Origin of the sequence: Anaerostipes rhamnosivorans (assembly GCF_005280655.1) — a bacterium.
GTDB lineage: Bacteria > Bacillota > Clostridia > Lachnospirales > Lachnospiraceae > Anaerostipes > Anaerostipes rhamnosivorans.
Map to the genome: position 1 here is coordinate 268802 of NZ_CP040058.1, position 20376 is coordinate 289177.

A 20376-nucleotide genomic window follows, 5' to 3' on the forward strand; every position below is an offset into this window, starting at 1 on the left:
AGAGGAGATTCAAATGGCAGTTAGAAAAATACGAATGGACGGGGACCCGATCTTAAAAAAGAAGTGCAAAGTGGTTCCCCAGGTGGATGATACGGCAAGGCGTCAGCTGGATGATCTGATGGATACGCTACACAGTGTGGATAACGGTGCAGCGCTGGCGGCAAACCAGGCAGGAATCTTAAGAAGAATGATCGTTATCGATTACGAGGGTTATTATTTAAAGTTGGTGAACCCGGTGATTACTGAAAAAAGCGGATCACAGAGGTGTGTAGAGGGCTGTCTAAGTTTTCCGAACCGCTTTGGAAAAACCTTCCGTCCAGCCAAAGTGACAGTAGAAGCGTTGGATGAAAACGGCCAGGATGTGGTATATACGGTGGAAGGAGAGATGGCAAAGTGCTTCTGCCATGAGATCGACCATCTGGATGGCAAAGTATTTATTGACGAAATATATGAGTTTCTAGAGCTGGACGAGTGATATTCAGGGGACGGTTATGAAACAGAAGCAGACGATAGAATATTATGAACAGCACGGGGAAGATTTTATCCTCGGCACGGAACAGAATGATATGAACCCTCTGTATAAAGTATTTGAAAAGTACCTGCCGCCTGAAGGGTCTGTTTTAGATCTTGGCTGCGGTTCCGGAAGAGACAGCAGGTATTTTAAAGAGCATGGGTTTCAGGTGACCGCTCTGGACGCCTCGCCGGCCATGTGCAGGTACGCAGAGCAGATTCCTGATATTGAGGTGAGAAACGGCTTCTTTCAGGATATGACGGACAGGGAAGTGTTTGATGGAATCTGGGCCTGTGCATCTCTTCTACACATCGAAAAGAGTGGGCTTCCAGATGTGTTGAAAAGGCTTTGGTCTGCACTTAGGCACGGGGGTGTGCTCTATGCTTCTTTTAAACACGGGACAGAAGAATATGAAAAAGAAGGGCGGTTTTTCAGTGATCAGACAGAGCCTGTTCTGAGAAAATTGTTCAGTACAGCCGGCTTTGGGATCATGAATATATGGCTGACGGACGATGTGAGGACAGACAGGCAAAAGGAGCGGTGGATCAATATTTTATGCAGAAAACAGGACAAAAAAATCGTATTGTTTGGAGACTCACTGACGGATTACTTTCCGATGGAGTTTTTTCAGGTTGTAAAAGCCCAGGTGTATAACAGGGGGGAAGCCGGGAATACAGCACCGGAGATGACAGCCAGGGTCAGCAGGGATGTGGTGCCTTTCGCCCCAGATATTGTACTCATGCAGGGAGGGGCAAATGATTATCTGCTGCCTTTTTACAGAGGAGCGGAGACGGTGGCAGAACAACTTGTGCGGGCTGCGGACAGGATCAGAAAATACCTGCCGGAAACAAAGCTATACATCCAATCCCTCTATCCTATGAATACCTTGCCGCGCGAAGCGCGCCGTCCGAAGGACATAGAACACGGGATTCCTTTTTGGTCTGAGGGGAAATCAAATCATGAGATCCAACGGATTAATTCCGTCATTCAAAAGCTGTGTAAAGATAGGGGGTATTATTATGTGGATGTGTTTGCCGGGCTGGCCGGAGAGGATGGAGAACTGCCCTTATCCTATACGGTGGACGGGGTTCATCTTTCCAGGGAAGGATATGAACAGGTCTGGACAGTATTATCACAAGTGTTGATAAAAGAAGGATGTATGGGAGGCAGCTGTGGATAAGAATTATAAAAGGGCTGTCCAATTTGCTTAATAAGGCATTCGATAGTATGGCAACTGGTATAGAAGAGATCAAAATACAGCCATTCAAAGAAATATTAATTCTGGCAGTCACAAAGAAGGAGAGGTATCATGGGAGAAAAACGGCTTTCAGACAGCGTTGCGGAGCAAATACTGACAATGATTACAATGGAAAAGAGGTTTCAGCCGGGGGACAAGCTGCCCAATGAAAACGAACTCTCGAAGGAGCTGGAGATCAGCAGGACTACACTGAGAGAGGCAGTCAGGGCACTGGTGGCAAATGGGATCCTGGAGATCCAGAGAGGCAGGGGGACATTTGTGACCCAGGGGATTGATACGGATAATCTTAAGTTTCTCACACCTTTAAAGGATGCCGAGGTCAATGCGGGGGACCTTTATGAGATGAGGCTCATCTTTGAACCGGAGGCCGCCTATTATGCAGCTCTCAGGGCCAGCGACGCAGAACTTGAACGGATTCTCTTCTATGGCCGCAAGGTGGAGGAAAAGATTCAGAGCAAAGAAGACAGGACAGAGGTGGAGCAGCTGTTTCACCGGTCTATCGCAAAGGCCACTCACAATGAGTTCATGAACCAGCTCATGCCCGTGATCTATCAGGGAATCGGACAGGGGGTTACGCTGTCCAGGCAAAAGGAGATGGCAGTAAAGGATACCTTAAATGACCACAGATTGATTATGGAATTCATGGAAGCCAGGAATGCGGAGGGCGCAAGGAGCGCAATGAGAATCCATATCCTGCATGCGATGAAAGAGCTTGGCATATGAGTTTTTCTCCATTATCTCCAGTCGGATCTGGAAAGGCCTCCTTTACGGTGTGCCCTGTGGGTTTAAATTATGGAGGATTCTGTCTACATAGACTTTTCCTTTCAGGAAGGCTTAGGCCTTCTTTTTTTTATGCCATAGGATAGTTCTTCGAACCTCCCTATGGCAAAAATGAGGCAGGCCTGCCTATTCTGCTCTGCTTATTATGCGTGAAAATATCAATGGTTTTAAGAGTTCATCACAATATTCATGTGAAATATAAACAAAAAGTGTGATTAATTCAAATTGTAATTATGCAATACGTAAAATATAATGAACCTACAAGGAGGGAGCAGAATATGTATTTGGATGAACGTAGTGAATTAATACTAAGTGATATTTTAGTAGAGAATAAAATTCATACAGAAGAATTAAAAGAAAAATATAACATTTCATTAAGACAGCTTATGTACAGTGTAGAGAAAATAAATACATATTTGACTGAAAAAAGGGCAGAAACGATCACCAAGAATAGAATGGGTGAATTGTATGTATCAATCAAGTCCAGGAAATTATTAGATCAATGGTTGAAAGAAATAAATTCTCAAAGCTATGTTCCATCTGAATTAGAGAGAAGTCAATTAATTACGTTTATGGTGATCACAATAGAAGAGGAATTATCATTACAACATTTTGTATCTGAATTAAAGGTAAGCAAAAATACAATTTTAAGTGATTTAAAAATCGTAAAGGAAAATCTAAAAAAATATTCATGTGAATTAAAATATACAAGATTAAAAGGATATTTTATCAAAGGAAATGAATTTGAAATTCGCAAAATTTTAATAGAACTAGTAAATCTAATTTTAAATATACCTTATGGAAAATATATGGTCGAACGTATTACTAAAGTTACAAATGGAGAACTTCAAAAAGTCACAGATTGGCTGGAGGCCATTGAAAGAGATTTAAAAATTTCTTATACAGATGACAAGATGGAGACAACGCCTTATACAGTGGCATTGATATACAGAAGAATTGAATTTGGGCACTACATTCAAGAAGACGATATGATCTTTCAAGAATTATCAGACACGAAAGAATATGCATTTGCCGAGAGATTGTTATCTTCTATTGGAAAAGTACCAAGGCAAGAACGTTTTTTTATAACATTACAATTACTATCGACTAATTTGGTTGGAGAATCTGTTTTATCAGAAAATCAAATGCAAAAAATGAATCAAGCAGTGAAAGAAGTTATTTTAAAGTTTGAAAATCGGGCTTGTATTATGTTTCAAGATCGAGATCGGTTAGTGCAAATGTTAGTGCAACATATGAAGCCGGCATATTACAGAATAAAATATAATCTGACATTAACAACCAACTTGTTAGATCTGGTAAAAATAGAAATGATTGAGGAAGAACTACAGGAAATTTATTTATTGCTGAAACAATGTATGGAACCTATAGAGAGACTGGTAGAATGTAAGATCCCGGAAATTGAAATGCAATTTATCACAATGTTCGTTGCAAGCTGGTTCAGAAAAGAGGGACAGAAATTAGTAGAAAAACCTCGTGCGTTGGTTGTATGTCCTAATGGAATTACAGTGTCAAAAGTAATGCACAGCTCATTAAAAGTTTTATTTCCTGAATTTGATTTTCTTAAATCTATTTCAGTAAGAGAATTTGAAGAAATGGATGATAGTACATATGACCTGATTTTTTCACCAGTTCGATTAAACACAACAAAAAAAATTTTTATTGTGGAGCCAGTGATTACAGTAAGTGATAAAAAGACGTTACGAAAAAAAGTGCTGGAAAATGTATATGGAATTAAAATGGTCGATTATGATGTAGATGAAGTATACAAGATAATGAAAAAGCACGTGAAAAGCGGCATAAGCTTCAATCAAGAAAAAAATATAAAAAGAGAATTAAAGAATTACTTTTCTATTAAGATTGATGATAACGTTGAGCAAAAAAATGATTGCGAAGATATCAATTTAACAGATTTAATTCATCAAAATTATATTCAAATAAAGAAACAGGTTTCAAGCTGGAAAGAGGCAATGGAGATTGTAGCACAACCTCTATTAGACTACGGACATGTTACACCAGAGTATGTAGATCGAGTTATCCGCCAATACAATGATCTATCAATCCATATCATTTTTGGCGGGAAGATTGCAGTTCCTCATGGAATGCCTGATTTTGGCGTAAATGAATTAGGGATGTCCATGTTAGTAATAAATGACCCAGTGAAATTTGGAGGATTGGATGTCCATGTATTTATGATGTTAGCGCCTGAAGATGAGAAAAGACATCTAAAAGCAATGCTGCAGATGACAAGCCTTGCAGCAGATGAAAACGGAATTAGAAGATTAGTTGAAGCAAATGACAAAAAAGAGATCATAGAAGTATTAAAGCAATATCAATAATTGGTAACGATTCGTTGACGAATTGAATGGATGACGATCCATATATATAACAACAAACAAATAACAAGGAGAAAGAAATGAAAAGAATTGTTTATTATGGTATTCAGGATATTAGATTAGAAGAAGCAGAAATTCCTACACCAGGTCCTGGAGAGGTTGTAGTCAAAAACAAAGTTACATTAACCTGCGGGACTGATTGTAAAATGTTTATGCGGGGATATCGTTATCAGCCGCCACATTTAATTGGTCATGAGGCATCTGGAGATGTTGTTGCAGTAGGTGAAGGTGTGACAAATTTTAAAATCGGGGATAGAGTAGTGGCTCACAATACAGCGCCTTGCCATAAGTGCTATTGGTGTAAAAAGGGACAACATTCAATGTGTACTGACCTGCCATCAAATCTAGGTGCATATGGAGAGTATCAGCTAATTCCAAAAAATATTGTGAATGAGACAATGTTTAAATTACCAGATGATATGGAATATAAGCAGGCAGCTTTGACAGAACCTCTTTCATGCGCGGTCTATGGGATTTCAAATGTCACAATTGAATTAGGAGATACAGTTGTTGTGAATGGATGCGGGCCAATTGGACTTATGTTTATCCGATTAGCATATCTAAGAGGAGCCAGAGTTATTGCATGTGACAGACAGGAAAATAGACTGGCCCTGGCAGCAAAATTAGGTGCAGCTGAGACGATTAATATTGATGAGAAAGATCAGATTCAGGCGGTTAGAGACTTAACAGAAGATAGCAGGGGCGTAGATGTAGCCATTGAAGCAGCAGGATTGCCGCAGGTATGGGAAATTGCATTTAGACAAGTTAGAGCAGGCGGACAAGTATTGTGCTTCGGAGGAACTAAAAAAGATACAACGGTAAATATTGATTGCACAAGGATGCATTACGAACAAATTACGATCAAAGGTGTATTCCATACGACGCCCCAACATGTAAATGCTGCATTTGAGTTGTTAAAAATGGGAGCAATTCAGGCAGAAGATTTTGTAGAACATGAATATAAAATCGAAGACACAGAAGCGGCAATTAGAGAACATGCAGCTGGAAAAGTAATTAAAAACTGTATTGTTTATGATGACTGATAAGGAGACATTATATGTCGATATCTAAAAACCTAGTAAGAAAAGAATATATTTACGAGAATCTTACTGTAAAAGATCAAGAAGAAGCGTTCGATGTCATGGGAGGAAGGCTTGTAAAAGATGGAATTACAAAAAAGAGTTATGTACAGGCATTAAAAGATCGGGAGAAAAACTTTCCAACTGGTCTGGCTACATCAGGAATTGTAATTGCAATGCCGCACACGGACAGCAACCATGTAAATGAAGCATGTATTACGATCGCACGGTTAAAAGATCCCATTACATTTCATGAAATGGGAAACAAAAACAATCTTCTGAATGTAGAAATGATTTTTATGCTTGCGCTAAATGACCCTACAATGCATTTGGAAATGCTTCAAAAGATTATTGGAATGTTTAGCAACAAAGAAATTTTAAGTCTATTAAAAGAAGCAAAAACATCAGAGGAAATATATAACGTAGTTGTTAAAGCAACTGATGTTTCACTGAAAGGAGATAAATTATGAAGACAATCGTTGTAGCATGTGGAGGCGGTGTCGCAACTTCCCAGACTTGCGCGGTAAAACTGGCAGACTTATTAGAAGAGCACGGAATCAGCAGAAGTGATTTTCAAATTGAAGCTATTAACATTAATTCAATGCCCCAATATGAAAAAGTTGCTGACATATATGTATCAATTTGTGGAACTGAGGATGCAACGTATGATTTACCGACGTTCAGCGGTGTTCCATTTATTACAGGTATGGGAGCTGAGGAGGAATTAGAAAAAATATTAGAGGAATTAAAAAAATAAATAGGAGGAAAAACTATGGGTTTATTACAAGCTTTTTTTCAGGGCTTAATTGATTTAGGTGCAAGTGTATTTCTGCCTATTATTGTAACATTGATTGGAATTGTTTTAGGAATGAAGCCGGTAAAAGCGCTTTCAGCAGGTTTAACTTTAGGTGTCGCATTAGTCGGAATGAACCATGTCATGGCGTTAATGACAGATTCTGTAGGTGCCGCCGCCCAGGCATTTGTAAATAATACAGGTGTTCAATTAAAGGCACTGGATATGGGATGGGCACCAGCACTCAGCCTTTGCTGGACATGGCAATATGCATTCTTAATGTTCCCGGTACAGATCGTGATCAATATTATTTTGCTGGTTGTAGGATTTACAACTTGCCTGAATGTAGATATGTGGAATGTCGGCAATAAGGTATGTACAGCGTTTTTGGTAGCTTATGTATCTGGAAGTACGGTACTCGGTTTTGCATGTGCAGTGATTCAGATTGTCTTTGAATTGAAAAACGCGGATTGCACAAGATATCGTCTTCAAAAATTATCAGGTATTCCCGGAATTTCAATGCCGCATCCAATGTTTTTAGCAGGAATTTATTATTATCCATTGACTCATTTGTTGGATAAAATTGTTCCAGATACATTAAACATTGACGCAAAAAAAGTAAGAGATAAGATTGGAATTTTTGGAGAAAACCATATCATGGGATTCATTGTCGGCTGCTTTATTGGAATCTTTGGCGGATATGGATATCAGAAAGTATTACAATTAGGGGTCCAGGCAGGATGCGCTCTGACATTATTCCCAATGGTCGCAAAGCTATTTACAACAGCGCTTACACCTGTTAGCAGCGCAGCAACAGAATTTATGAAGAAAAGATTTCACGGAAAGAACATTACAATTGGAATGGACTGGCCGGTAATGGCAGGCCGTTCGGAGCATTGGTTATTAATGATCTTAGCAATTCCGGTGATCTTTATCTATGCCATCTTCTTACCTGGAAATATTGTATTACCGTTTGGCGGATTAATGGATATTTGTCTTATTGTTCCATTATTTTATCTGACAATGGGGAATATGTTGAAAATGGCGATCGGAACCTTAATTGGAATTCCAATTCATTTATATGTGGCATCCTATTTTGCGCCTCATTTCACAAAATTGGCACAGGTAACGGGAGGCGCCGCGGTTCCAAAAGGTCAGATGTTAGCATGGTTTGGAATGGATATTTCAGAATTAAGATGGGTATTTTCAGCGGCATCAGAGAAAAATATCATCGCAATTGTATTTTTAGTAATTACAATCCCGTTAGCAATTTACTATTTTAAATCAATAAAAAAAGAAGATTTACAGTACGCAAAAGAATTGGGAATTGATGTAGAAGCATAAAGCTGGAGGGATCATTTATGCATGAGAAGAAGTTAAAGAAAATAGCCTTTGTTATATTGACATTAATGGATGCATTATTTTTGGTGATTAGTGTTTTGAACTGGGATATGATGTTGAGTATCTGCTGTTTTGTCTTGGCTATATTGCTTACATACTTATATGAAGATGTCGGATTCGGAGAATTCTATTATGGGAAAAGAATGAGAAAAGAATATAGAGAAGCAAAAAGAGCAGCTAGAAAAGAAAAAAAGTAAGGAGACCGGAAATGAAAAAAATTATAAATGATCCACTATCAGTTGTTGATGAAAGTGTAGAAGGGCTTCTATATGCATATGGCGATTTTTATGAAAAGGTCCCTGAAGTAAACGGGATCATATTAAAAGAGAAAAAGAAAAAAGTCAGCATCATTTCAGGCGGAGGAAGTGGTCACGAGCCTATGCTATCCGGACTTGTTGGAGAGGGTATGTTAACTGGGGCAGCGATGGGAAGCGTATTTGCTTCCCCGGACCCTAATACAATTTCAAAAACCATAATTTCTGCAGACCAAGGAGAAGGTGTGCTCTGCCTTGTATGGAATTATGCAGGAGATACGATGAATTTTATGGTTGCTCAAGATTTAGCAATGGCAGCTGGAACTGCAGTTGAACAGGTCATCATAAATGATGATGTTGCATCTGCACCTAGAAATGACAAAGATGGCCGACGGGGAGTTGCCGGAATGTTGTTTGTTGCAAAAATAGCTGGGGCAGCAGCAGATTTAGGGTATTCATTACAAGAGGTAAAGGAAATCGCCCAAAGGGCAAATGATAACCTTCGGTCTATCGGAGTTGCGCTGACACCATGCTCTATTCCAGGGAACCCGCCTAATTTTAATATTGGAGACAATGAGTTTGAATATGGGATGGGAATCCATGGAGAGGCTGGAGTGAAACGAGAAAAAATGAAAACTGCAGATAACATTGTGGAAGAAATGTTGGCAGATATCATAAATGATTTTGGCTCTCTTGAAAATAAAGAAGTCCTGGTACTTGTCAATGGAATGGCGGCAACGACTAGTTTAGAATTAAATATCATGAACCGAAAACTCAATCATATTTTAAAGGAGAAAAACGTTCAGGTGTATGACAATGTAATAGGTTCATTTTGTACATCGTTAGAAATGGCGGGTGCTTCTATCTCAATCATGATGTTAGATGAAGAGTTGAAAAAGCTATATAATCAGCCTGCATATACGCCATGCTATTATCACAGGGGGAAATAAAGAGGTGACAATCATGAAGGAATTGACTGTAGAACAAACAAAAGAGATGATGTTTTCTGTTGCGGATAAAATGATAGAAAGCAAAGCAATGTTGTGTGAGATTGACGGAAATATTGGAGATGGAGATCATGGACTTGGCATCGAAAGAGGCTTTACGTCTGTGAAACAATTTCTGCAAGATAAAAATCCTGAAACTATATACGACATTTTCACAGGAGCAGGGATGGCAATGATGAATTCCATGGGTGGAGCATCAGGGGTTATTTTTTCAGCAATTTTTATGGGGATCGCACAGCAGCCGAAAGAAGATACCTTAAGCCTAGATGCATTTATTGGTATGTGTGAAAGTGGACTGAAAAAAATCAAAGTTGTCGGGAAAGCAAAGAAAGGCGACAAAACTATGATTGATGCTTTAGAGCCAGCGGTGGAGGCCATGAAAAAAGCACCGAAGGATTGCGGATTCCCGGAATTATTACACATTGCTTATGAGTCGGCGCTGCAAGGTGTTGAAGATTCCAAAGGGTATATCGCGAAATTCGGAAGAGCAAAATTCTTAGGAGAGAGAGCGCTTGGACATGAGGATGCAGGGGCTGTTTCAGTTTCAATTATTTTTAAATCAATGAGTGAATATGCTGCAACTGTATAGGTGAGGAGAAACATGCGATGAATATTTTGAAAAATCCATTTTTTGAAGAAGCGATCGATGCTTGTAGGTATTTCTGGGAAGCTGGATGGGGCGAGAACCATGCTGGAAACCTTACATATTTATTATCTGACGAACAAGTTCAGGAGATAAAAGAGGACGAAGATGTAAAAAAAACAGCACCAACACAAATTGCTATGACATTTGAAGCGAAAGAGTTAATTGGAAAGTACTTTTTAGTGACAAGAGCAGGAGCATTTTTCAGGACAATTCATAAACATCCAGAAAAAGATTTAGGAATTGTTAAAGTAAACGAGGATAGTGTAGATATTATTTGGGGATTTGAAAATGGGACCATGAGACCGACAAGTGAGTTCCCTGCACATTTATTATGTCATCAGGCAAGGCTGAAACAAAATCCAGAGAATCGATTGGTTATGCATTGTCATCCGACACATACAATCGCAATGACGTTTGCTCATGAAATTGATGAGGAGAAATTCACAAGAACTATGTGGAGCTTAAATTCGGAATGTGTACTAGTCTTCCCGGAAGGATTGGGTATGCTGCCGTGGATGGTATGTGGAGAAGGTGCGATCGGACCAGAAACTGCAAGAAAAATGGAAAAGTATCGAATTGTAATTTGGCCTTACCATGGAATGTTTGCAAGTGGCACATCTTTTGAAGATACAATTGGTTTAATAGAGACTGTTGAGAAAAACGCGCAGGTATATATGTTAAATGGCGGAAATATAAAAAACGGTTTAACAGAAGATCAGGTAAAGGAATTAGCCCAGGTATTTGGTCTATGGGATTGATCTCCTTTGATCACAACTTTAAATATCAGATTAAGCAGCGAGACTGTTTGAAGTTTTATGAATGGGCAGAGCCGATTTTTCGGTATCTGCCCATATTTGTATGATACAGGAACTTTCTGTCTATCAGCAATCGCTATGGTCTTTACAGACTTTTGTTTCTTTTATATTCTTTAGATACATCATATGTATATATTGACATTAGACATCATATGATTTATAATACAACAAACAAGAGGTATGATGTCTAATGTTAAAAGGAGGCTATGATTATGAGAAGTGACCGTATTAAGAAAGGTGATACGAAAGCCCCCCAGCGTTCTCTGCTGTACGCGCTGGGACTTACGGAGGAAGAGATGGAGAGACCGTTGATCGGAATTGTCAGTTCAAAGAATGAGATTGTTCCGGGACACCGGAACCTGGATAAGATCGAAGAGGCGGTAAAACAGGGAGTTGCCCTGGCAGGAGGCGTGCCGATTGTATTTCCGGCGATAGCAGTCTGTGACGGCATTGCCATGGGCCATGAGGGAATGAAGTATTCCCTGGTTACAAGAGAACTGATCGCGGATTCCACGGAGGCCATGGCCTGCTCCCATCCGTTTGACGGATTGGTTATGATCCCTAACTGCGATAAAAATGTTCCGGGGCTTTTAATGGCGGCGGCCCGGCTGGATATTCCTTCTATTTTTGTGAGCGGCGGCCCCATGCTGGCGGGAACGATGGATCGGCACCGGATCAGCTATTCTACTGTATCCGAAGCAGTGAGCAGACATCAGACAGGGGAGATCACGGGAGAAGAACTGAAAACTTGTGAACAGAAGGCCTGCCCTACCTGCGGTTCCTGTTCAGGTATGTTTACCGCCAACAGTATGAACTGTCTGACGGAAGTGCTGGGAATGGGGCTGCCGGGAAACGGGACCATACCGGCCGTTTACTCGGAAAGGATCAGGCTGGCAAAAAAAGCGGGCATGCAGATCATGGAGCTGGTAGAAAAAGATGTGAAACCTTCAGATCTTATGACGAAGAAAGTCTTTGAAAATGCCCTGGCTGTGGATATGGCTCTGGGGTGCAGCACAAACAGTATGCTCCATCTGCCGGCGGTTGCCCATGAGTGCGGGATTCATCTGGATCTGGCTATGGCAAATGACATCTCTGAGAAGGTACCGAACCTGTGTCACTTGGCGCCTGCCGGGGAAGCTTATATAGAAGATCTGAATGAAGCCGGGGGAATCCCGGCGGTCATGCATGAGTTAAACAAACTGGGCCTGATCCATACAGATCCGCTCACCTGTACCATGAAGACGGTTGAGGAAAATATCAGAGGAAAAGAGATCAAGAATACCGATATTATCCGGACGGTGGATGACCCGTACAGCAGGACCGGGGGAATTGCGGTATTGAAAGGGAATCTTGCACCGGATGGCTGCGTGGTCAAAAGGTCCGCGGTGGCGGAAGAAATGCTGCACCACAAGGGCAGGGCCAGGGTCTTCGACGGGGAGGAAGATGCTCTCAAAGCTATTTACTCAGGTATTGTTGTACCTGGAGATGTGGTAGTCATACGATATGAAGGTCCCAAAGGGGGACCGGGTATGAGAGAAATGCTGAATCCCACATCTGCCATTATGGGCAGCGGTTTGGGAGACAGTGTGGCATTGATCACGGACGGACGATTTTCCGGAGCTACAAGAGGCGCTGCCATCGGCCATGTGTCACCGGAAGCGGCGGTGGGAGGAACCATCGCGCTTGTACAGGAGGGAGATCTGATCGAAATCGATATCCCAAACCATACGGTCCAGCTGCTGGCAGATGAAAATGAGATCAAAAAACGAAAAGCTGCCTGGGTGCCAAAAGAACAAAAGATTCAAAAAGGGTATCTGAAAAGGTATGCAAGAAGTGTGACTTCGGGCAGCAGCGGAGCAGTATTAGATTAATAAATTTGGAAAAGAAAAAGATGACAGAGGTTTTTTGGAACTTCTGTCATCTTTTTTGCGCTACTTAAAAGAGATAGTTAACGATAGTTCGTTAGCGACATTAACCAAAAGAAACAGGAAAATCAGGTTCATTCTAAATTTAATTTTGGTTAAATCGTGGAAAAGAGATTAGTTCGCATGGAATCTATTGAAAACCAATTGACAGCTGGAAATGATTCTTGTATGATGCAATTGTAATTAAAGAACAGTGTTCCGGATAACGGAACAAAAGAAAGGAGGCAGTATGAAAACGTTAGTTTATTCCGGGCCAGAGAAGGTGGAAGTGCAGGAAAGACCCCCGGCAGAACTAAAAGAAGGGCAGGTCCGCATCAAGGTACGTTACTGCGGAATCTGCGGTTCTGACATTGGGATCTTTGCAGGCAAACATCCAAGAGCAAAGGCGCCGCTGGTGCTGGGGCATGAATTTGTCGGGACCATTGAGGAGATCAAGGGCGGTAGCAGCAAATTTAAGGTGGGTGACCGGGTGGCACCATACCCGCTTTTATCCTGCGGGGAATGTTTTGCCTGCCGCACTGGCATTCCGCATGTGTGCAGATCATTGAAGCTGATCGGGATTGATACGGACGGAGGGATCGCAGAGTATGTAAACTGTGATGAGGATGTGCTGTTTAAGCTTGATGATGGTCTCTCTGACCGAGCAGCGGCAGTGATAGAACCGCTGGCGGTCATCATCAGGACCATGCACCAGGCAGATTTTCAGATGCTTGATACAGCAGCAGTCATCGGGGCCGGACCCATCGGAGTGCTGACAGGAATCGTACTGAAAAACGCGGGTGCCTCCAGGATCATCATTTCCGATGTAGACCGGGAGCGGTTAAAGATCTGCAGGGATTTCGGTTTTGAGACGGTGAATGTTCTGGATCAGGACCTGGCAGAGTATGTGGCGCTGCAGACCGGCGGAACCGGTGTGGATGTTGTGTTTGAATGCAGCGGCTCTGCACCGGCGGCAGGGCAGATGACAGAGATCTGCAGGATCGGCGGGAAGATCTGTCTGACGGGAGTACATAAGGAGCCCCATGCGGTGAACCTTCAGGACGTAAATTTCAAGGAACAGACCTTGGTGGGAAGCCGTGTATATACAAAAAGAGAGTTTGGACAAGCGGTGCAATATGCCGGACGGATAGCGGATGATTTAGAAAGGGTCGTCACTCACATAGTGGATCTTAAAAATGCAGATACTGTATTTGAGCTGATCCGTGATCCGCAGGAGAGTACATTGAAGGTTCTGGTGGACTGCAGCGTGGAGAACGAAGATTGAAGTCAGGAGGATGAAAGATGAAGAAATTATCAGATGCGACGTTACTGCCCCAGTCAGGCATCAGGCGGATGTTTGATCTGGCGAAAAACAAAGAGGACACCATCAGCTTTGTTTTGGGAGAACCGGATTTTGATACACCGAAGAATGTCATCAAGGCGGCCCAGAAAGCACTGGAAGAAGGACAGACTCATTACACGGACAATGCAGGCATCCTGCCGCTGAGACAGGCCATAGCAAGAGAGACAAAAAAGTATGACCATGTGGCATACAATCCGGAAAATGAGATCCTTGTGTGTACAGGCGGAATGGAGGCGCTGTACCTAAGTATGGCAACGCTTCTGGACCCGGGGGACGAGGTGCTCATTTCTGATCCATGCTACGCAAATTACTACGGACAGATCAGTATGAACCACGGGGTACCTGTACCGGTTCCTGTATATGAGGAGAATGGTTTTAACTTTACCTATGAAGCACTGTCTGAGGCTGTCACGGATAAAACAAAGGTCATCTTGCTGAATTCGCCCTGCAATCCCACAGGAGCTGTGGCAGGCCGGAAGGTCATGGAAGATATTGCGAAAGTAGCACTGGAGCACGACCTGTATGTGGTTTACGACGCCGTATACAAACACCTGTTGTATGAAGGCGAGTATGTAAACATCGCAGCCCTGGACGGCATGAAGAACAGGACCATTTATATTGACTCCTGTTCAAAGACCTATGCAATGACAGGATGGAGAATCGGATATCTGGCAGGGCCGGCGGAGATCGTGAGCCTGATGCCCAAGCTTCAGGAAAACGTTCCGTCCTGTGTCACAACCTTTGCGCAGTACGGTGCGGTGGAGGCCATCAACAACGGGCAGGCATCCATAAAGGAAATGTATGACCAGTATGCAGAGAGAAGAAAGGTACTTCTGGAATGCATTGAAAAGATCGGAAAGATCTCGTGCAGACCTCCCAAAGGAGCCTTTTATGCCTTTATCAACATCAAGGAGACAGGACTCGGCTCCACAGAATTTGCGGAACAGCTGCTTGAAAAAGAGGGAGTTGTGGTAGCGCCGGGATCTGCCTTTGGAGAACAGGGTGAGGGTTACATCAGGATTTCCTATGCGACCTCAGTGGAGACAATAAGGAAAGGAATGGAACGGATTCAGAAGTTTGTAGAGAGTTTATAACCAGGGAAGGAGGATATTAATCTCAGGATTAATAGCAATCGTATGAAAAATGAATCAAATACACAGTTAAAAAGAAGCCTTGGACTGAGTACCGTTATGCTGTCTGTCATCGGTATGGTCATCGGCTCCGGAGTGTTCTTCAAGCCTCAGGCGGTCTATACGATCACAGGAGGTGCGCCCGGCATCGGACTGCTGATCTGGGTGTTCGCAGGACTGATTACACTGTTTGGAGGATTGACCACGGCAGAGCTTGCGGCATCCATTCCTAAAACAGGAGGGCTGGTGTCCTGGGTTGAGAAATGCTTTGGACAGGGCCTCGGATACCTGCTGGGCTGGTGTGAGTCGGTGGTCTTTTGGCCAGCGAACGTAGGGGCCTTGGGAACGATTTTTTCCATCCAGGCATTAAAGCTCATTGGAGTGGACAGCAAATTTACGATCCCGTTTGCAATCTTTATGGTGTTTTTCCTGATCGTATGTAACTGCCTGGGAGCAAATGTGGGAGGAATGATCGGAAACGTGTTTACAGTCGCGAAGCTTGTGCCGCTGGCCGTGATCATTCTCATGGCATTCACCTCCACGCAGAGCAGTCCGGAAAATTTGACACCGTTTATCCACACGGGGGATTCGTTCATAGCGATCTTTGCAACTGGAATGTTGACCTGTATGTATGCCTATGACGGATGGATTCACGTTGGAAATGCTGCCGGGGAAATGAAGAATCCGAAAAAGGATCTTCCGAAAGCCATCGTGCTGGGATTGAGCATTGTCATCCTCGTATACGCAGTCATCAACATCGGATACCTTCTCGTGATACCGGCAGACCAGCTGGCCAACACAGCGACACCGGCAGCGGATGTTGCAGCTAAACTTCTGGGCGGAAACATGGGAGCTAAACTCATCACTGTGGGAATCCTGATTGCGGTATTCGGTACTCTAAACAGCAATATTATGATGGGAATGAGGATTCCATACGCCATGGGTGTGCAGAATAAGCTGCCATTCAGCAAGCAGTTTGCCTATCTTCATCCCAAATATGCGACTCCGGTAGTCAGCGGTATCTTCTTATTGGCAGTCACATCAGTGATGATCATTTCAGGGTCCTATAATTCGCTCACTGATATGTGTATGTTTGTCATCTGGATTTTCTATACCATCGCCTTTTATGGAGTGATCAAGTTGAGGAAGGATGAACCGGACCTGAAACGGCCATACAAGACGCCATGTTACCCATTGGTTCCGATTCTGGCTATTTTAGGCGGACTGTTTGTAGTAATCATCACCGTTTTCACCCAGCCGGTCAACGCATTAGTAGGCGTAGGGCTGACGCTCCTGGGGCTTCCGATCTATCTGTCCAGAAAGGATAAGTTTAAGGATCTGAGCCATTTGGATGAGGAGAATGAGGGGACATCAGATACTGACTGATTCATGTGACGGGCCCGCAGATTGTGGTATAATAGCTGTAATAGACAAGACTCAGGAGGATATTATGGCGAAAGAAACAGTACAGTCTGTAGAGCGGGCATTTCAGATCATAGAATTGATGGCAAGAAATGAAACAATGGGCATCCGGGAGATTCATCATGAGACGGGACTTACCGTGACTGTGGTCCACAGGATCATGAATACGCTGGTGGAACTCGGATATGCAAAGCAGGAAAAGGAAACAGAAAAGTATTTTCTAACTTACCGGTTGCTTGTAATGGGCAACTATGTGCAGGAGAGAAACAATGTCATTCGTTTGGTGCATCCTTATTTGAAGCAGCTTTCAGATGAATGTAAAGAGACCGTGCATTTTGTTCAGAGAGCGGGAAATAAGATCCGTTATATCGACAAAGTGCTTCCAGCGGCAAATATTTTTGCCACAGGGTCCTACATAGGGCTGGAACTTGAAATGTCTAGTACAGCAGTGGGCAAGGCGATCCTTGCGGAGCTTCCGGAGGAGGAAGTCCGGGAGATCTGGGATCAGAGCGACAATATCATCTTTACGCCCAAGACGATCCAGAATCTGGAGCAGCTTTTAAAAGAGCTGGAACAGGCAAGGGAGACAGGGTTTGCCTACGACTGGGAAGAACGGGAAGCAGGTTTGTTTTGTGTCGGCACGAGCATTCCGGATTATAAGGGAACTTATAATTATGGGATCAGCATATCAGCGCCGATCACCAGGGCAGAGGAAGAGAATTTGAACCGGATCCAGGAAAGACTTCGGGAGACAAAGCGGACCGTGTCAGAGCTGATTAGCGGAAAATAAGAATAAGGTGCTGTAGAAACTGCGGCACTCTGCACCTTTCGGATGTAAATATCATGTAGATAAGTAGAATAATGTGTGTCTTACATGCGGGAGGAGACAATATGGAATATTTTGATTTGACTGGAAAACGTGCCATCGTAACCGGGGCGGCAGGAGGCCTCTGTCTTGGAATGGCAGAAGGGCTTATGGAGGCGGGAGCTTCTGTGTGTATCATAGATATTAATCCGAAGGCTGAAGAAACCACCCTTAAAATGAGGGAAAAGGGATTCAAATGCAGCTATGTGATCGCAAATATCGCAGATGAAAAGGAAAGGGAACAGGCATTTTTAGAGGCCGTAAAGGAACTTGGAGGCACGCTGGACATTATCGTCAATGGAGCGGGAGTCCAGAGACGCCATAATAGTGAGGATTTTCCTCTGAAGGACTGGAATTTTGTACTGGATGTGAATCTGACTGCGGTGTTCAGTCTGTGCCAGATGGCGGCGAAGCAGTTTATAGCACAGCAGACGAAGGGAAAGATCATCAACATCGCATCCATGCTCTCCTTTTTCGGAGGATATACGGTGCCGGCTTATGCCGCTTCAAAGGGGGCAGTCGCGCAGATCACGAAAGCGTTCTGTAATGAATGGGCGTCAAAGGATATCAATGTCAACGCTCTGGCACCGGGTTATATGGCCACAGAGATGAATACGGCACTACTGGATCCCAAGAACCCGAGGAACAAAGAGATAACAGACAGGATCCCGGCCCACAGGTGGGGAACCGGGGAGGATATGAAGGGACCGTGTGTGTTTCTGGCATCTTCTGCATCTGATTATCTGAACGGCGCAGTGATCCCCGTAGACGGTGGATACCTGGTGAGATAGAAAAGGAGGCACGGCATGAAGGTGATTATCACAGACTGTGATCATGAAAACATTGATATCGAAACGAAGGTCCTTAACGAAGCGGGAATTGAATTTGAGCTTAAGTGTGCTAGGACGGAAGAGGAAGTCATAGAGCAGTGCGGCGGGGCGGACATTTTTATAGTCCAGTATGCGAGAATTTCAGAAAAGGTCATGGAAGCCCTGCCAGAGCTAAAATACGTGGTGCGGTACGGTGTCGGTGTGGACACTGTGGATGTGGAAGCTGCAGAAAGACACGGAGTGCAGGTGGGGAATGTTCCCGATTACGGCATGAATGAGGTAGCGGACCACGCATTGGCTATGATGCTTATGTTGCTTAGGAAAGTGTACATGATGGACCGCTTTACGAAATCCTTTGGCTGGGATTATACAAAGGCTATCCCGGTCCACCGCTTTTGTGAACAGACCGTAGGGGTTGCGGGTATGGGGCGGATTGGCCGGAATTTCGCAAAAAAAGCGTCGGCCATTGGGTTCCGTGTGATCGGATATGACCCACAGATGAAACAGGGGGACCGGATCGGGGAAGCGGAGATCGTAAGCTTTGAGGACTTGGTGAGCCAGTCCGATGCCATTTCCCTGCACTGTCCGGCAGACGGAAACAGGGATCTGTTTGACTGGAAAGTATTTGAGCAGATGAAGGATTCAGCGGTGCTCATAAATGCAGCCAGGGGAGGCATTATCAACGAACAGGATCTGGACAAGGCACTGAGGGAAGGGATTATTGGGGGAGCGGCCCTTGACTGTATGAACTCAGAGCCTATGGCTCCGGACTCACCGATCTTTGAAAACGAGAATCTGATCGTGACACCGCATATGGCCTGGTACTCTGAGGAGGCCGCCATGGAGCTGAAACGTAAGGTCGCAAAAGAGTCTGTCCGGTTCGCGCAAGGATTACCGATTCATTATCCGGTGAACCGGCTTGAAGGGGGCAGATATTATGAATGACTTGCTGTGTAAGATTGAGGACATCGGGATTGTTCCGGTCCTTTGCCTGAAGGATGCAGACAAGGCAGAGCCGCTGGCAAAGGCACTGTGTGAAGGAGGGATTCCGTGTGCGGAGGTTACATTCCGCACCGGGGCCTGTGTGGAATCCATCAAACGGATGACGGAAGCCTACCCGCAGATGCTCGTAGGAGCGGGAACGGTGACAAAAAAGGAGCAGGCAGAGCAGGCGGTGAGGGCGGGGGCTAAGTTTATCGTAAGCCCTGGCTTTAATCCGGAGATAGTAGGATACTGTACAGATCATAAGATCACGGTCATTCCCGGCTGTTCAAGTCCCACAGATGTGGAGCAGGCTATGGAGTATGGACTAAGGCTGGTGAAATTCTTCCCTGCAGAGGCAGCCGGAGGGGTAAAGATGCTGAAAGCCCTTTCAGGTCCTTATGCAGGCATGAAGTTTATGCCCACCGGGGGGATCACCGAAGAGAATATGAAGGATTATCTGAAGCTTACTCAGGTAGCCGCCTGCGGGGGATCCTTTATGGCGCCGGAGAAGCTGGTGGATAAGGGGGATTTCATATCTATCAGGGCTATGGCTGAAAAAGCTGTCAGAAGGATGCTGGGCTTTGAGCTTGCCCATGTGGGGATCAACACCGAAAGCAGAGACGAGGCCGCCAAGGCTGCCGGAATGTTTGAGAGTATCTTTGGGTTCCAGAAAAGTGAAAATGATAATTCCATTTTTGCGGGCAGTTATATTGAAGCTATGAAACAGCCTTTTTTAGGAAACAAAGGGCACATTGCAGTGAGGACCAACGATGTAGGACGGGCTGTCGGGTATTTTAAGAGACGGGGATTTGCGTTCCGGGACGAAAGTGCCAGCTATAAGACAGACGGATCGCTGGGTGCCATATATTTCAGGCAGGAGATCGGGGGATTCGCAGTCCATCTGGTGCAAAAATAGATGA

General features: G+C 43.8%; 20 protein-coding genes. All 20 read left to right on the plus strand.

What is annotated here, in order from left to right; translation table 11 throughout:
• Positions 1 to 13: 13 nt before the first annotated feature.
• The 20 genes from def (at position 14) to AR1Y2_RS01415 (ending at position 20372) form a co-directional block, all read left to right on the plus strand.
• The gene (def, locus tag AR1Y2_RS01320; protein WP_137327344.1) at positions 14 to 475 is read left to right on the plus strand and encodes a peptide deformylase; all 462 of its coding nucleotides are present in this window, start codon (positions 14 to 16) and stop codon (positions 473 to 475) included.
• A 16-nt stretch (positions 476 to 491) separates the two neighbouring features.
• Positions 492 to 1691, plus strand: a complete 1200-nt coding sequence (locus AR1Y2_RS01325; protein WP_137327345.1) for a GDSL-type esterase/lipase family protein — start codon at positions 492 to 494, stop codon at positions 1689 to 1691.
• A 129-nt stretch (positions 1692 to 1820) separates the two neighbouring features.
• Positions 1821 to 2492, plus strand: coding sequence for a FadR/GntR family transcriptional regulator (locus AR1Y2_RS01330; protein ID WP_137327346.1), 672 nt, complete (start codon positions 1821 to 1823; stop codon positions 2490 to 2492).
• Positions 2493 to 2827: 335 nt separating this feature from the next.
• Positions 2828 to 4906, plus strand: a complete 2079-nt coding sequence (locus tag AR1Y2_RS01335) for a BglG family transcription antiterminator (protein WP_175403555.1) — start codon at positions 2828 to 2830, stop codon at positions 4904 to 4906.
• A 77-nt stretch (positions 4907 to 4983) separates the two neighbouring features.
• Positions 4984 to 6006, plus strand: a complete 1023-nt coding sequence (locus AR1Y2_RS01340; RefSeq protein WP_137327348.1) for a zinc-binding dehydrogenase — start codon at positions 4984 to 4986, stop codon at positions 6004 to 6006.
• Positions 6007 to 6020: 14 nt separating this feature from the next.
• A complete protein-coding gene (locus AR1Y2_RS01345) occupies positions 6021 to 6512 on the plus strand; it encodes a PTS sugar transporter subunit IIA (protein ID WP_137327349.1) in 492 nt (163 codons plus the stop codon).
• Positions 6509 to 6799, plus strand: coding sequence for a PTS sugar transporter subunit IIB (locus tag AR1Y2_RS01350; RefSeq protein ID WP_137327350.1), 291 nt, complete (start codon positions 6509 to 6511; stop codon positions 6797 to 6799). The genes AR1Y2_RS01345 and AR1Y2_RS01350 overlap by 4 nt, the downstream gene beginning before the upstream one ends.
• 15 nt (positions 6800 to 6814) lie before the next feature.
• Positions 6815 to 8179 carry a PTS galactitol transporter subunit IIC gene (locus AR1Y2_RS01355; RefSeq protein WP_137327351.1) on the plus strand — a complete coding sequence of 455 codons (1365 nt, stop codon included), beginning with the start codon at positions 6815 to 6817 and terminating at the stop codon, positions 8177 to 8179.
• A gap of 17 nt (positions 8180 to 8196) precedes the next feature.
• Positions 8197 to 8433, plus strand: a complete 237-nt coding sequence (locus tag AR1Y2_RS01360; RefSeq protein ID WP_137327352.1) for a hypothetical protein — start codon at positions 8197 to 8199, stop codon at positions 8431 to 8433.
• A gap of 11 nt (positions 8434 to 8444) precedes the next feature.
• The gene (locus AR1Y2_RS01365) at positions 8445 to 9440 is read left to right on the plus strand and encodes a dihydroxyacetone kinase subunit DhaK (RefSeq protein ID WP_137327353.1); all 996 of its coding nucleotides are present in this window, start codon (positions 8445 to 8447) and stop codon (positions 9438 to 9440) included.
• A gap of 13 nt (positions 9441 to 9453) precedes the next feature.
• Positions 9454 to 10086: a dihydroxyacetone kinase subunit DhaL gene (gene dhaL, locus AR1Y2_RS01370; protein WP_137327354.1), complete on the plus strand. Its 633-nt coding sequence runs from the start codon at positions 9454 to 9456 to the stop codon at positions 10084 to 10086.
• 17 nt (positions 10087 to 10103) lie between these two features.
• Complete coding sequence (rhaD, locus tag AR1Y2_RS01375) at positions 10104 to 10901, plus strand: rhamnulose-1-phosphate aldolase (protein ID WP_137327355.1); 798 nt, start codon at positions 10104 to 10106, stop codon at positions 10899 to 10901.
• Between the two features lie 269 nt (positions 10902 to 11170).
• A complete protein-coding gene (gene ilvD / locus AR1Y2_RS01380; protein ID WP_175403556.1) occupies positions 11171 to 12829 on the plus strand; it encodes a dihydroxy-acid dehydratase in 1659 nt (552 codons plus the stop codon).
• Positions 12830 to 13112: 283 nt separating this feature from the next.
• Entirely contained in the window at positions 13113 to 14147 is a 1035-nt protein-coding gene (locus tag AR1Y2_RS01385) for a zinc-dependent alcohol dehydrogenase (RefSeq protein WP_137327356.1), read from the plus strand.
• 17 nt (positions 14148 to 14164) lie between these two features.
• Entirely contained in the window at positions 14165 to 15319 is a 1155-nt protein-coding gene (locus tag AR1Y2_RS01390) for a pyridoxal phosphate-dependent aminotransferase (RefSeq protein WP_137327357.1), read from the plus strand.
• 42 nt (positions 15320 to 15361) lie between these two features.
• Positions 15362 to 16741, plus strand: coding sequence for an APC family permease (locus AR1Y2_RS01395; protein ID WP_137327358.1), 1380 nt, complete (start codon positions 15362 to 15364; stop codon positions 16739 to 16741).
• Between the two features lie 64 nt (positions 16742 to 16805).
• On the plus strand, positions 16806 to 17567 hold the full coding sequence (locus AR1Y2_RS01400; RefSeq protein ID WP_137327359.1) for an IclR family transcriptional regulator: 762 nt from the start codon (positions 16806 to 16808) through the stop codon (positions 17565 to 17567).
• 101 nt (positions 17568 to 17668) lie between these two features.
• Positions 17669 to 18433 (plus strand): SDR family oxidoreductase, encoded by a 765-nt coding sequence (locus AR1Y2_RS01405; RefSeq protein ID WP_137327360.1) that lies wholly within the window; start codon positions 17669 to 17671, stop codon positions 18431 to 18433.
• Positions 18434 to 18448: 15 nt separating this feature from the next.
• Positions 18449 to 19417, plus strand: a complete 969-nt coding sequence (locus tag AR1Y2_RS01410) for a C-terminal binding protein (protein WP_137327361.1) — start codon at positions 18449 to 18451, stop codon at positions 19415 to 19417.
• Positions 19410 to 20372 carry a bifunctional 4-hydroxy-2-oxoglutarate aldolase/2-dehydro-3-deoxy-phosphogluconate aldolase gene (locus tag AR1Y2_RS01415; protein WP_137327362.1) on the plus strand — a complete coding sequence of 321 codons (963 nt, stop codon included), beginning with the start codon at positions 19410 to 19412 and terminating at the stop codon, positions 20370 to 20372. The genes AR1Y2_RS01410 and AR1Y2_RS01415 overlap by 8 nt, the downstream gene beginning before the upstream one ends.
• Positions 20373 to 20376 lie beyond the last annotated feature (4 nt).